The following is a 14,073-nucleotide window of genomic DNA, read 5'->3' on the forward strand; positions in this document are numbered from 1 at the left end:
TTGTCCTATTGAAGTAAGCGGTCTGCTTACTATTAAAATAATTTTTACTACAAACCCTAATCTCGGTTACTAAGCGAAATCGAAGCATGAAACTTTTAGATACAGAACATAAACGTAAAAGTATGATCATCACGGTAATCGTGCATGTGATTATTTTAATTCTATTGTTTTATGTGGGTATGAAGTATCTCGACCCACCACTAGAGCAAGGAATTGCAATTAATTTTGGAACAACTGAAACTGGAAGTGGGGAAGTACAGCCTGTAGATAGAATTCAGTCTGCACCTAAAAACACTACTCCCGAACCCGTTTCTCAGCCTAAAACTGAAATACGAGAAGAGGTAGTTACGCAAGATACGGAAGACGCTCCAATTATTAAAAAGGAGAAGCCGAAGAAAGAACAAACCCAGACTCCAGTAAAAGAAGAACCTAAAAAAGAGGTAAAAAAACCAGATCCAAAACCAGACAAGTCAACTACTGATGCACTATCAAGCATCTTAAATGGACCTAAAAGTGATGGCACTGCACAAGGTGGCGAAGGGAACGATGGAAAGCCTGGAGATAAAGGAAGCCCAGATGGTGATCCTAATGCAAGCTCTTATTACGGAACAGGGAAAGGCCTAGATGGGGATGGAAATTATATGTTAGGAGGAAGAAAAGCACTTAACAAAGAAAAGTTTGTACAAGACTGTAACGAGGCTGGAACGGTAGTAGTTAGTATAGAGGTGGATAGAAGTGGAAAAGTAATAAACGCTACTCCTGGAGTACGTGGAACAACCAACAACTCTCGCTGTCTTATAGAGCCTGCTAGACGTGCTGCACTAGCAACAAAATTTAATGCAGACGATAAAGCACCTGCAAAACAAGTAGGGAAAATCATTTACAGATTTAGTCTGTCTGAATAGATCATTTAGATTCTAAAAAAACTTCATTTATAGTTATCTTTAAGCCTTTATTAGTGCAATAAAAATGCATTTATAAAGGCTTAATTTTTTTATTCATTTTTAAATCTCTGTCTTATCAATTATTCTGAAACCATAGCATGGCTTTTTAACCAATTGCCAATGTATCAAAGAGTAGGGCAGTCTGCCTATAAAGCAGATTTGTCTGCCACAATTACCCTTGCCAATTATTTAAACAATCCAGAAAAGAGCTTTAAGAGCGTACATGTGGCTGGAACGAATGGAAAAGGCAGTACAAGTCATATGATTGCTTCTGTATTTCAGGAGGCTGGTTATAAAACGGGATTATATACTTCGCCTCACTTAAAGGATTTTAGAGAGCGAATTAAGATTAACGGTAATATGATACCTGAAGAATATGTTTCAGGATTTGTACAAAGGCATAAACCGTATTTCGAAAGCAATCAACTGTCATTCTTTGAAATGACGGTAGGTTTGGCTTTTGACTATTTTAGAGAGGAGGAGGTCGATATAGCTATTATTGAAGTAGGAATGGGAGGTAGGCTAGATAGTACAAACATTATTTCTCCAGAGGTTTCTGTGATTACAAATATTGGTTTAGACCATACAAAGTTCTTAGGGGATACTCTAGAAAAAGTCGCTTTTGAAAAGGCAGGAATTATTAAAGAAAATATTCCAGTAGTAATTGGTGAGGCTGTTTCAGAAACTGAAAATGTTTTTAGAAGAATTGCTGTAGAGAAAAATTCTGCAATAGAATTTGCCGAGGCAATAGACTCGTCTAACTATTTTTCAGATTTAAAGGGAATTTATCAGCAGAAAAACATTAAAACTGTTTTAAGTGCATTGAAGATTCTACAAAACAGAGGTTGGGAGATTTCTGAAGAAAATATTCAAAACGGACTTTTAAATACCGTCAAAAATACTGGCCTAATGGGGCGCTGGCAAATTTTGAATAAAAGCCCAAAAGTAATTTGTGATACAGGTCACAACAAGGAAGGTTTAAAACTAGTTCTTAAACAATTGCAAAACGAAGATTATCAAAATCTTCATATAGTTTTGGGAGTGGTTAACGATAAAGATTTGGAATCTGTGCTTCCACTATTTCCTGTAAATGCTACTTACTATTTCTGCAAACCAAATATTCCACGTGGTTTAGATGCCTCATTACTTTTATCACAAGCAAGAGGTTTTGGACTAAAAGGCGATGACTATTTTTCTGTGAATAGCGCTTTTGAAGCAGCGAAAACTGCAGCTTTAAAAGACGATTTGATTTTTATAGGAGGAAGTACTTTTGTAGTTGCGGAAGTGGTATAAAAAAACCCTTTCATCTTAAAGAGAAAGGGTTTTGCAACTATAATTATAATCACTAATTATTTGTTTTTGTTCCATTTAGCGTATTGCTCCTCGGTTAAGGTTTTCTTCATAATATCATCTAATGAAGAGTCAAATTTTTTCTTATTTGCGATTACATTTGCGTCTGTTGCATCTTTACCCTCAATATGCTTTTGGTAGTTTATTTCTTTAGCAACAAGAGCTCTGAAAATCGTTCTACTTTGTTCCCCGTTTAGGTTTAAAGTTTCAGTTAATTCAGCAGTTTCTGCTTTTGCAATTACTTCAGGTCTGTTTTTGTCAACAGATAAAGACTGTGCTGATATGTTTTGAATACCAAAAAGCATAGTAGCTGCAAACGCAATTATTGTAAATAAATTTTTCATCTTTTTTATTTTTAATTTTAAAGTTACTAAAATAGTATATTCTGTTTATAATAGAACAATTATTACGCCAAAATTAACTAATACTTTTTATTTTTCTTTACATAAAGTGTTTCATGCTAAATAAGCCAACTTATAATACTTAGAAATGCGGTGAAATCTCTAAGTTTCTATAAGCTTTAAAAGTGTTTTTCTTTAGGACCTAATCTCAATATTTAATATACTCAGTAGTTGACAGATAAGGCTGATAGTGATAGGTGCAATATTCTTTACTCCCACGCCATATATAAATATAAATAACGCTTATCTTTAAGGAAAGCAAGTATTAACTAATAAGAGATTGTTGTTATGCCTTATATAAGTAATTCTTCTTATGAAACGGACTTCATTTTCCAAAATGGGCATATATCTACTATTTATTCTGGAATCATTAGAAAATTGGAATCGCCAGAATATCAGCGAAAACGATTGTTCTTGACAGATGGCGATTTTCTACTTTTAGATTATGTAATGCAAACATCTAAAAAAGCAATTATACTGTGTCACGGGTTAGAAGGCGATTCAAAGAAAAACTACAATAACGCCTGTGCTAACTTTTTTATAGAAAAAGGATACTCAGTCTTTGCTTGGAATAATCGCAGTTGTGGAGGAGAAATGAATTTACTTCCCAACTTATACCATCATGGGTCTATAGGAGATTTGGAAGCAGTTATAAATTACGTTTTAGCACAGAATATTGAAGAAGTTTTTCTAGTGGGCTTTTCATTAGGAGGCGATCAGATACTGAATTATCTGGGTAGAAAGGAAGTTTCTGAGAAAATAAAAGCTGCCGTGGCTATTTCTGCACCTTTTCAATTAAAATCTAGTGCTGAGAAAATTCAGGGAGGAATAAGCAAAATTTATTTAAGCCGTTTTATTCGAAAGATAAGAGGAAAAATTCAGCAGAAATCCGTTCAATTTCCAAGTTTGATTTCAAAAGAAATATCTAAAAACATTAAAAGTTTTGAAGATGTAATCGATAGGTTTATCGTTCCTGTACACGGTGGATATACAGATCTTGGCGACTATTATAAAAAAGCTTCTCCTGCATATTCTACTGATGGCATAAATATACCAGTGTTAGTTATAAACGCTTGGGACGATCCTATTTTAGGCAAGGAAGATCATCCTATTGCTATGGCTGAGCAGCATAAATATCTATATCTAGAAACTCCTCATCACGGAGGGCATTGTGCTTTCCCTTTAAAAATTTCAAAGCATCCCTATTCTGTAGTTCGCGCTTTTGAGTTCTTTAAGAACAATACATGATAAGATCGGTACGATTGGATTTAGATAGAAATTTCTGATCTTAATTTTGGTGAATGAATTTTTGAGATTACCAACCACCGCTAGCACCACCACCGCCAAAGCCACCGCCACCGAAGCCGCCGCCAAAGCCGCCTCCGCCACCGAAACTTCCGCCGCCTCCAAAGCTACCACCGCCACCTCCAAAACCTCCACGGCCAAGACTACTTAGCACGATAATATCTAATAGGGTTCCACGTCCGCCACCACGACCTCCACGACCACCTTTATTCATTAGGGCGATTATAATGATGATAAATAGGAAGATTAGAAAAAATGGAATAGGAGCAGCATCCTTTTTTCCAAAATCACGGTCTTCTTTAAACTCACCTTTTAAAGCTGCAAAAATGGCATCACTACCTTGATCAAGACCAGCGTAGTAGTCGCCAGCTTTAAAATTTGGGATGATAATTCGATTAATGATTCGCTCAGCCATTAAATCGGTTACACGATATTCTATTCCATACCCGGTATTAATATCTACTCTTCGATCGTCTTTGGCTAGCGTTATTAAAATTCCATTATCCTCACCCTTCTGACCGATACCCCATTTTTGTCCCCATTCGGCACCAAGCATGGAAATATCCTCACCATTAGTAGAACCAATAATAATACAAACAATCTGGGTAGAAGTTGAGTCAGCATAACGAATTAACTTACTTTCTAACGCCGATTTTTGGGATGGCGTTAGAAGATTTATATAATCGTAAACCGAAGTTTCAACTGCAGGCTTAGGCGGAATTTCGTATTGCGCCAATACATTTCCAGAGATAAGCCAAGCAATGAAAAATACGAGAATTGTGGAATATTTCTGAATTCTAATCATTAATATTTTTTTTACAAACTATCCTACAGAGATGTCGTCTGGAAGTTCGTTTTTATCATCTTTTTTATAAGGGAAATGTTTTTTCAGCTGTTGTCCAGCTTTTAAAATTCCATCTACTAAACCTTGTTTCATATCACCATTTTTAAAGTGATTAATGATTACGTCTTTAGTGCCTTCCCAAAAGTTTTGACCAACAACGTCATTGATGCCTTTGTCGCCCATAATTACTAATGTGCGGTCTTCTACAGCTACGTAAATTAACACTCCATTACTTTCTTTAGTGTTGTGCATATTAAGCATTTCAAACACTTCAGTAGCTCTATCAAAAGCATCAATGTGTTCAAGGGGTTCTTCAGAAGATATCGATTTTGATTCAAGGTGAACCCTAATTTCACCTGATGTATTCTTTTCTGCTATGCGAATAGCTTCAACAATTGCAGATTCTTCTTCTGAAGTAAGAAAGTCTTCTACTCTAGACATATTTTGCTTAGTTTAAATTATCTGAAATATTTTCGGCAAATAGTGATTAATAGCAATCTAAACTGCTGAACCAAGCCGAAGTAATTTCAGAAAAAAGATTTTTATTTGTCCGATCCGAAGTCAAAATTCACCTCAGGAGCGCTTTCGGTTCCATCGTCTGCTTTAAAGTAGGCTTTTTCATTGAAACCTAAGATGCCAGCAAAGAATTTTGTTGGAAACTGTTTTACCTCTGTATTGAACAATCTAGCCTCTTCGTTAAATCTATTACGCTCCACGTTAATTCTGTTTTCTGTACGTTCCAACTCGTTGATTAATTCCTTAAAGTTTTCGTTTGCCTTTAAGTCTGGATAGCGTTCAAAAACGGCTAATAAACGCGATAGAGCAGAAGTAAGCCCTTGTTGAGCTTGTTGGAACTGTGCTAATTGCTCAGGTGTAACGTTAGAAGGGTCGATGTTTATAGAAGTTGCTTTACTTCTTGCTTCTGTTACTTTAATCAAAGTTTCCTGCTCAAATTCGGCGTATCCTTTAGCGGTGTTTACGATGTTAGGAATAAGGTCTGCTCTTCGTTGGTATGAGCTCTCTACGTTAGACCATTGTGCAGTAGCTTTTTCGTCTAATACTACTAGTTTGTTATTTACTTTTGCTAAGTATAATCCAATCAATAGAATTCCACCAAGGATTATAATTATTGGTAACCATTTTTTCATAATGAGGTTGATTTTTAGAGTTGTTCTTTAATTTTAATTAGTTCTGCTTTTACCGATTCCAATTTGCGAATAATTTCAAATTGATCTAGTGTTTTCTTTTTATTTTCTTTTAAATGAATTTTTGCACCCTCCAAAGTAAATCCGCGCTCTTTAACCAAATGATAGATAAGTTCAAGATTCTTAATGTCTTCTTGTGTGAACTTTCTGTTTCCTTTAGCGTTTTTTTTCGGTTTTAAAACGTCAAATTCCTTTTCCCAAAACCGTATTAACGATGTGTTCACATCAAAAGCTTTGGCAACTTCGCCAATGCCGTAATACATTTTTTCTGGGAGGTCTATGTGCATTATTTAATTTAAGAGTTAATAATGTTTTAAGTTGTATAATGGGTTAGATTAATCGAGAGACTGGTTTTCTTCTTGTGATTTTCTCAAAATGTCAGCAAATTCTTCCGCAGTTAAACTTCCATAATAAAAGTTTATTGGGTTAATGCGTTCACCGTCTTTAAACACTTCATAATGGCAGTGTGGCGCCTGACTTCTACCAGTACTTCCTACAAATCCGATAATATCACCACGCTGCACTTTTTGCCCAACTTTCACATTGTATTTGTATAAGTGCGCATATAGGCTTTCATATCCATAACCGTGGTCTATTACTATATGGTTTCCGTAGCCACTTGCCGTGTTATCGGCGCGTGCTATTCTTCCATTTCCTGTTGCGTAAATTGGAGTTCCCCTTGGTGCGGTGAAATCCATACCATAATGAAATTTACGTGCTTTTGTAAATGGGTCTGTTCTATAGCCATATCCAGAAGCCATCCTAGTTAAATCTTTGTTTTTTACCGGCTGAATTGCTGGAATTGCCTCTAATAACTTTTCTTTTTCTTCAGCCAATTTAGCTATTTCATCTAAGGATTTAGATTGGATGACGATTTGTTTTGTCAAGATATCTAAATTGCGTGAAGAGTTTATGATTAGCTTAGAATTATCAAAACCTTCTAAATCTTTATATCGGTTTATCCCTCCAAAACCTGCTTTACGCTGTTCCTCTGGGATAGGGTTTGCTTCAAAATATATACGGTACAAATTGTTGTCTCTTTCTTCAACCTCAGATAAAACAGCTTGTGCTTGCTCCATTTTTCTGTTTAAAAGCTCGAACTGCAATTGCATATTATGAAGCTCGCGCTGTAAGGACAACTCTTTGGGAGTTTGAACCGAGGGAAGGTTTAGGTAAATGATGAGAAGTATAAAACCACTCAAGAACATCCCTAGAATACTTAAAGCGAAGATTTTTATTTTTCTCCCTTTTTTCTTCTCTATTTTTTTATACGAAAGTGTTTCGCTATCGTAATAATATTTAACCTTAGACATGCGTTAAAAAATTGCTATTTTTGCGCGTTGATTGTCAGCGCGAAGTAAAGGTAACGTTTTTACAAATATAGAAATTGTTTGCTAGTGCGCCTAACCAATAATTTTAGCATAATTTTATAATAAATTGAAACATCTTATCTGAAATCTTAAGATAATTAAAAAGTTTAGGCCAAAGATGAGACAAGACCTTCAGAATTAAATAAAAACAAAACATGAAGTCAAAGGAAATACGTTCCAAATTTTTAGAGTTTTTCAAGTCGAAAGAACACCTTGTAGTTCCATCGGCACCAATGGTTGTGAAAAACGATCCAACGTTAATGTTCATTAATAGTGGGATGGCCCCGTTTAAAGAATATTTTTTAGGCAATGGTAAGCCAAAGAGTAACCGTATTTCCGATACACAAAAATGTCTTCGCGTAAGTGGAAAACACAACGATCTTGAAGAAGTGGGGATGGATACTTACCACCATACTATGTTCGAGATGTTGGGGAATTGGAGTTTTGGAGATTACTTTAAAAAAGAAGCAATCGAATGGGCTTGGGAACTTTTAACCGAAGTCTATAAAATAGACAAAGACATTCTTTACGTAACGATTTTTGAAGGTGACGAAAGCGAAGGCTTAGAGCGCGATACTGAAGCTTATAATCTTTGGAAACAGTTTGTTCCTGAAGATCGAATTCTAAATGGAAACAAAAAGGATAACTTCTGGGAAATGGGAGATCAAGGACCTTGCGGACCTTGTAGTGAGATTCACGTAGATATTCGATCTGCCGAAGAAAAAGCAAAAATTTCAGGAAAAGACTTAGTAAACCAAGACCACCCACAAGTTGTTGAGGTTTGGAACTTGGTTTTTATGCAATTCAATAGAAAAGCAAACGGAAGTCTTGAAAAATTAGCTGCGCAACACGTTGACACGGGAATGGGCTTCGAGCGTTTATGTACGGTTTTGCAAAATAAAACTAGTAATTACGACACAGATGTATTTACTCCGCTTATTCGTGAAATTGAAGCTATAACTGAAACTAAGTACGGAAAGGACGAGAAAAAAGATATCGCAATTCGCGTAATTGCAGACCACGTTCGCGCAGTTGCATTTTCTATTGCAGATGGGCAGTTGCCAAGTAATACTGGAGCTGGTTATGTAATACGAAGAATTTTAAGAAGAGCAATCCGTTATGGTTTTACCTTCCTAGATAAAAAAGAACCGTTTATTTATAAGTTGGTGGCAACACTAACAGACCAAATGGGAGAAGCTTTCCCAGAACTTGTTTCTGAAAAGAACTTAATGACAAATGTTATCCGCGAGGAAGAACAATCGTTTTTAAGAACATTAGACCAAGGACTAGTTTTACTTGAAAATATAATTGAATCGGCAGATTCTAAGGAGATTTCTGGTAAAAAGGCTTTCGAACTTTATGATACTTTCGGATTCCCGATAGATTTAACCGCGCTTATTTTACGTGAAAGAGGATATTCTTTAAATGAAGAAGAATTTAATGCTGAGCTTCAACAACAAAAAGATCGTTCTCGTGCTGCAACTAAAGTTGAAACTGGCGATTGGATTGTTTTAGAAGAAGATGAAGTTGAAGAATTTGTAGGCTACGATACTTTAAAAACTCGAGTTAGAATTACGAAATATCGCAAAGTAGAAAGCAAGAAAGATGGTGAAATGTATCAGCTTGTTTTCAACCTAACACCATTTTATCCTGAAGGTGGAGGTCAAGTGGGTGATAAAGGATATTTAGAAGCTGCAGATGGTGGTGTAACTTATATTGTTGATACGAAAAAGGAGAACAATTTAATTATACATTTCTCAAAAACACTACCGCGTACCATAGAAGATCCATTTTTGGCTGTTGTGGATGAGAAACAACGCTTTAGAACTGCTTCCAACCACACAGCAACACACTTACTTCATCAAGGCTTAAGAAATATATTAGGCGACCATATCGCTCAAAAAGGGAGTATGGTTCACAGCCGAAACTTGCGATTTGACTTCTCACATTTCGCAAAGGTGACAGATGAAGAGTTAAAGCAAGTAGAAGACTTTGTGAATGCTAGAATTCGCGAAGGAATTGCTTTAGAAGAAAGAAGAAATATTCCTTACCAACAAGCTATAGACGAAGGTGCAATCGCACTTTTTGGAGAGAAATACGGCGATGCTGTTCGCGCAATTAAGTTTGGAAAATCGATGGAGCTTTGTGGAGGAACTCACGTTGGCAACACCAACGATATTTGGCATTTTATTATTACTTCAGAAGGGGCTGTTGCATCTGGAATTAGAAGGATAGAAGCTATTACTGGCGATGCTGCAAAACAATATTTTATTGATAGAAGTGAATCGTTCGCATCAGTTCAAAAAGCGCTGAACAACGCTAAAGATCCGGTGAAGGCTGTAGAAAACTTACAAGAAGAAAACAGCAATCTGCAAAAACAGATTCAGCAGTTGTTGAAAGACAAGGCAAAGAATTTAAAAGGCGATTTAAAATCTGAAATAAAAGAAGTAAACGGCATCAACTTCCTTGCGAAAAAGATAGATTTGGATGCAGGCGGAATGAAAGATTTGGCTTTTGAAATGGGCGGAGAGTCTGAAAATTTATTTTTAGTATTTGGTGCAGAAAATGACGGTAAAGCCTTGCTAGCTTGTTATATTTCAAAGGAACTAGCTGCAGAAAAAGATTTGAATGCTGGTAAGATTGTGCGCGAGCTTGGAAAATTTATCCAAGGAGGTGGGGGTGGTCAAGCATTCTTTGCAACTGCAGGGGGTAAAAATCCAGCCGGAATTGATGAGGCTTTAGAAAAAGCTATAGATTATCTGAATTAATATAATCACTTTGTGTGCTCTGCGTCTCTGCAGTAAATTTTATACTGCAAAGGCGCAAGGTATGCGGAGAAGTTTTTAAAATATCATGAAACTTCAAACCGAAATCCCCTTATCGCCTGAAGAAAATCAGATAGATTATTCTTCAAAAATTCTTCTGTTAGGAAGTTGTTTTTCGGAAAACATTGGGGCGAAGTTCGACTATTTTAAATTTCAAAATATTCAAAATCCATTTGGAATAATATTCAATGTTGTTTCACTTGAGAAATTGGTGAGGCGTGCCATTGAAAACAATCTTTTTTCAGAAGAAGATATTTTTCACCACAATGGCATTTGGAAATGTTTTGAAGCGCATTCAGAATTGAATTCACTAAGTAAAGATGAGTATTTGAAGAGTCTTAATGCAGCGCTTCAGAACTTAAGAAGCGCGGTTTTAAATTCAACCCATATTATTATCACTTTAGGTACGTCTTGGGTTTATAAGTATGTGGGAGATTGGTCCTCCAATATTAACCCAGATTCAGATGCGGTTGCTAAACATGAAATTGTAGCCAACTGCCATAAACTTCCACAGAAAAATTTTAAAAAAGAACTTCTTTCAGTTGAAGAGACAACAGGAAGTATTCAAAATATACTAAATAAGATCTCGGAAGTAAATCCCAAGACCATCGTGTTGTTTACTGTTTCTCCAGTAAGGCATGTAAAAGATGGTTTTGTTGAAAACACGATTAGCAAAGCACATTTAATTTCCGCAATCCACCAATCCTTGTCACCTCGAACGGAGTCGAGAAGCTTCTACTTTCCATCTTTCGAAATTATGATGGATGAACTCCGTGACTATAGGTTTTATGCGGAAGATATGCTTCACCCTAATAAAACCGCCATTGAAATTATTTGGCAGAAGTTTTCAAAAGTTTGGATTTCTTCAGAAACACAATCCTTGCAAAGGGAAATAGCAGTGATACAAAGTGGACTACTACACAAACCTTTCAACGCTGAAAGTGAGGAGCATCTTCAATTTTTGGAAAAGCTCAAACAGAAAATTTCTTCAGTTAAAGAGCTATTTCCTCACATCCATTTTTAAAAATTCTACTATATCGCGTCTTAATTCAAAATCTCATTATACGTCAATTGCCTTATTGATATGAGTTTCTTTTAGATGCAATTTTGTTTTTATAATAATTAAACTTCCAAATTGGAAATTAAAACCAAAAATTATGAAAACATTCAACAAGATTTTTTTAGTCTTAATGTCAGTGCTAGCAATAAGTTTAACTTCTTGCAGCAAGGACGACGATGGGGGGCAAGACCCAACGGGTGGAACAGGAACTTTTAAAGCCAAAGTAGATGGAGATTCTTTTAACTCCTTAAACGGAACTGTTGTCGGAGAGATTACTCAATCTGGTCCAACTAAGGTTTTTGCTATTAGTGCAGGAACTTCCGATTCGGAAAATTTACAAATGGTAATCACAACTTTTGATGGGGTGGGAACTTACGATCTAAATTTTACCAATATAGGTACGTATAGTTATTTGCCAGACCCAAGTAACCCAGACCCTAATACGGTTGTCATTTATACTACTGGTAACGGGCAGCCTACAAATGGCGAAATTAAAGTTTCAAGTTTTGAAAATAACATTGCTAAGGGGACCTTTAGTTTCACAGCCTACAATTTAGATAATCTATCGCAATCTGTTTCTGTTACAGAGGGCGAGTTCAACATTGAAATGTCCGTAAATTAGGGTGTTATAAAGCTTATTATCAGATTAAACCGATTTCAAGACGCAGGTTTTGTATTCGGTTTTTTTATTAAACTACTTGCGCTGGATAAACCTACTCTCTAATTATTTCTTACTTAGGAATACGTCAATTGCCTTATTGATTTTACCCTCAGACATGATCATATTTGAATAATAAACTAATAACCAAAATATTATGAAGACCTCAAGAAAATTTTACATGCTTTATGCCATTTTGTTCCTAACGTTAAACACTGGTATTGCGCAAAGGGCGGAGCAACCTGATTTTAGATATGATACAGGTGCCAAGATAAATGATATGATATTAACTCAAGGTGGAACAATGGTTGTTGCTACTAATAATGGTTTAGTGGGGATTAAGCCAGGTAGCAACCAACTGTTGTTTAATTTTACCGAATACGGACGTGTAAAACCCGAGGAACTTACTTTTGTGCCAAATGCGCCATACGTTATAGTTGCGCAAGGTGGGTTCGCTAATTTAACTGCAAAAAAATCTGTTATCGATTATATGTCTGGACAAGTACTTTTTAATACCGAAAGTAATGGTTGGAAAGTTGCTTATAGTTGTGAAGTGAAAATGCCACAGAACAAATTAGTGGTTACAGGGCAACGCCGAGCAGATGAAAAATATGCAACTGCTGTGGCTGTTTATGATTTAAATAGTGGAAAGGAGGATTATCGTTTTAATCTCGGTGAACCTGGAAAAGTTTCTGTGGGTGCAGGAATGCAACCGAGCGGATCTGTTTTATTGTTGAAAGATTACCTTATTGTTCCAACAACTAAAGGATTATTGGCAAAAAAAGCACAGACAGGTGAAACTCTTTGGCAAAATGATATGAAGAATATAAATTGGATGGTAGCTGATGCTACTGAGAACGAAATTTATGCATTCGAAAGTGTAAATCAGGGTAAAAACACCCGAATTCATAAGGTGGGTGTAAACGGAACAGAACTTTGGAAGGATGATCATAAGGTAAAGGGGCAAGTAGTAAATTTTGAAATCCTACCAAACGGAATAGCAGTAGTTAGCAATCAAAGTGACGGGGGGAATAACAGCATATTTGCAACGAAAAACGAATCCAATATTGCATTTTTAAGTGCTGCAAATGGGGAAGATCTTTGGGATAAAGCACCCAAAACTAAAGGCTATGTACAGCACTTTTATGTAATGGAAGACGGCATTCTCTTCGGAATTTACCAAGGGGGTATCAATAAGATTTCATTTGATGGACAAACGCTTTTTAAAAAACCATTAAAGACGGGAGAAAATATTTTAACTATGGCGCATACCCCACAGGGATTGATCTATATTACTTCGGAAGACGCCAATATTGTAAATCTGGAAAATGGTGAGCAGGTTTGGCAAAAACCGCTTAAATATAAAAGAGCAGGAGCGGTAAGTTCAACTCTCGACAAAAGGAACAACCGCTATTTAATTAGCGCAGATGAAACTTTGTACGCTGTAGATGCAACCTCTGGTGATGTTAGCATTTTAGCCGAAACTAATTTTGAAGGCAAGGAAGATCCTTCACACGTTGAGATTCGTGATGGCGGTATTTTATTAACCAGCGATCAAAATATGCAATTAATAGATTGGGATGGCGAAAAGCAATGGCACGAATATTATCGCGCACCTGGTAAAAGTGCTATGGGTGCAGTTTTAGCTGGGGTTGCAGCCGTAGCTACGGCTACGACGGCTGTAGCTGCTGCAAATTCGTCCATGCAGAACAAGCTTGCAGGATATGATGAAGAATCTGAAAGCGATGCAAGATTGGCAGGAGGAATGGCTGCTGCAAGTGGCGCTTCGGTTGCAGAAATGTTGAAACGGTTTAAAGCTACCGCCGCAACTAGAAACGAGCAATTTATACTTACTAAACTTGACGATGGTGTTGGCTTGGTGAAAGTTTGTAGAGATACTGGTGCTAAAGAAAAAGAAATTGTATTAAAGAATAAGCAACCGGAATATATAGTGGATGAAATAGGTGGTTTGCTGTATTATAAAGCAGATAATAATTCAATTTTCGCATACGATCTTAAAAAGTAAACGGAATCAAAAACTTTTTTTAACCACGGACGAGGTGAGGAGCGTTCAAGGTTTTGAAACCCCATGGGAATCCATGGGGTTAAAT

General features: G+C 36.3%; 13 protein-coding genes. 7 read left to right on the forward strand and 6 right to left on the reverse strand.

Translation table 11 applies throughout. The features are described 5' to 3' along the window. Positions 1 to 86: 86 nt before the first annotated feature. Both FHP04_RS09885 and FHP04_RS09890 read left to right on the forward strand, forming a co-directional pair. Positions 87 to 905, forward strand: a complete 819-nt coding sequence (locus FHP04_RS09885) for an energy transducer TonB (protein WP_139855941.1) — start codon at positions 87 to 89, stop codon at positions 903 to 905. Positions 906 to 1,019: 114 nt separating this feature from the next. After that, entirely contained in the window at positions 1,020 to 2,237 is a 1,218-nt protein-coding gene (locus tag FHP04_RS09890; RefSeq protein ID WP_139855942.1) for a bifunctional folylpolyglutamate synthase/dihydrofolate synthase, read from the forward strand. A gap of 56 nt (positions 2,238 to 2,293) precedes the next feature. Here the strand turns inward: FHP04_RS09890 and FHP04_RS09895 are convergent, their stop codons facing one another. Further along, positions 2,294 to 2,638, reverse strand: a complete 345-nt coding sequence (locus FHP04_RS09895) for a hypothetical protein (RefSeq protein WP_139855943.1) — start codon at positions 2,636 to 2,638, stop codon at positions 2,294 to 2,296. A gap of 345 nt (positions 2,639 to 2,983) precedes the next feature. Between FHP04_RS09895 and FHP04_RS09900 the strand changes: the two genes are divergently transcribed. Further along, entirely contained in the window at positions 2,984 to 3,943 is a 960-nt protein-coding gene (locus FHP04_RS09900; RefSeq protein ID WP_139855944.1) for a YheT family hydrolase, read from the forward strand. A 67-nt stretch (positions 3,944 to 4,010) separates the two neighbouring features. On the opposite strand, the gene FHP04_RS09905 is transcribed toward FHP04_RS09900, so the two are convergent. The 5 genes from FHP04_RS09905 to FHP04_RS09925 form a co-directional block, all read right to left on the reverse strand. Beyond that, complete coding sequence (locus FHP04_RS09905) at positions 4,011 to 4,805, reverse strand: TPM domain-containing protein (RefSeq protein ID WP_139855945.1); 795 nt, start codon at positions 4,803 to 4,805, stop codon at positions 4,011 to 4,013. Positions 4,806 to 4,823: 18 nt separating this feature from the next. After that, a complete protein-coding gene (locus FHP04_RS09910) occupies positions 4,824 to 5,285 on the reverse strand; it encodes a TPM domain-containing protein (protein ID WP_139855946.1) in 462 nt (153 codons plus the stop codon). A gap of 101 nt (positions 5,286 to 5,386) precedes the next feature. Continuing rightward, a complete protein-coding gene (locus tag FHP04_RS09915) occupies positions 5,387 to 5,992 on the reverse strand; it encodes a LemA family protein (RefSeq protein WP_139855947.1) in 606 nt (201 codons plus the stop codon). Positions 5,993 to 6,006: 14 nt separating this feature from the next. Further along, entirely contained in the window at positions 6,007 to 6,336 is a 330-nt protein-coding gene (locus tag FHP04_RS09920; RefSeq protein WP_139855948.1) for a MerR family transcriptional regulator, read from the reverse strand. Between the two features lie 48 nt (positions 6,337 to 6,384). Next, on the reverse strand, positions 6,385 to 7,362 hold the full coding sequence (locus FHP04_RS09925) for a M23 family metallopeptidase (protein ID WP_139855949.1): 978 nt from the start codon (positions 7,360 to 7,362) through the stop codon (positions 6,385 to 6,387). Positions 7,363 to 7,574: 212 nt separating this feature from the next. Between FHP04_RS09925 and alaS the strand changes: the two genes are divergently transcribed. The 4 genes from alaS to FHP04_RS09945 all read left to right on the forward strand — a co-directional run bounded on the left by alaS (position 7,575) and on the right by FHP04_RS09945 (position 13,988). Further along, a complete protein-coding gene (gene alaS / locus FHP04_RS09930) occupies positions 7,575 to 10,187 on the forward strand; it encodes an alanine--tRNA ligase (RefSeq protein ID WP_139855950.1) in 2,613 nt (870 codons plus the stop codon). Between the two features lie 85 nt (positions 10,188 to 10,272). Then, positions 10,273 to 11,268, forward strand: a complete 996-nt coding sequence (locus FHP04_RS09935) for a GSCFA domain-containing protein (protein WP_139855951.1) — start codon at positions 10,273 to 10,275, stop codon at positions 11,266 to 11,268. A gap of 133 nt (positions 11,269 to 11,401) precedes the next feature. Continuing rightward, on the forward strand, positions 11,402 to 11,926 hold the full coding sequence (locus tag FHP04_RS09940; RefSeq protein ID WP_139855952.1) for a hypothetical protein: 525 nt from the start codon (positions 11,402 to 11,404) through the stop codon (positions 11,924 to 11,926). Positions 11,927 to 12,119: 193 nt separating this feature from the next. Then, entirely contained in the window at positions 12,120 to 13,988 is a 1,869-nt protein-coding gene (locus tag FHP04_RS09945) for an outer membrane protein assembly factor BamB family protein (protein WP_139855953.1), read from the forward strand. Positions 13,989 to 14,073: the final 85 nt, after the last annotated feature.

The sequence above is a fragment of the Aequorivita sinensis genome, assembly GCF_006346335.1.
GTDB classification, from domain to species: domain Bacteria; phylum Bacteroidota; class Bacteroidia; order Flavobacteriales; family Flavobacteriaceae; genus Aequorivita; species Aequorivita sinensis.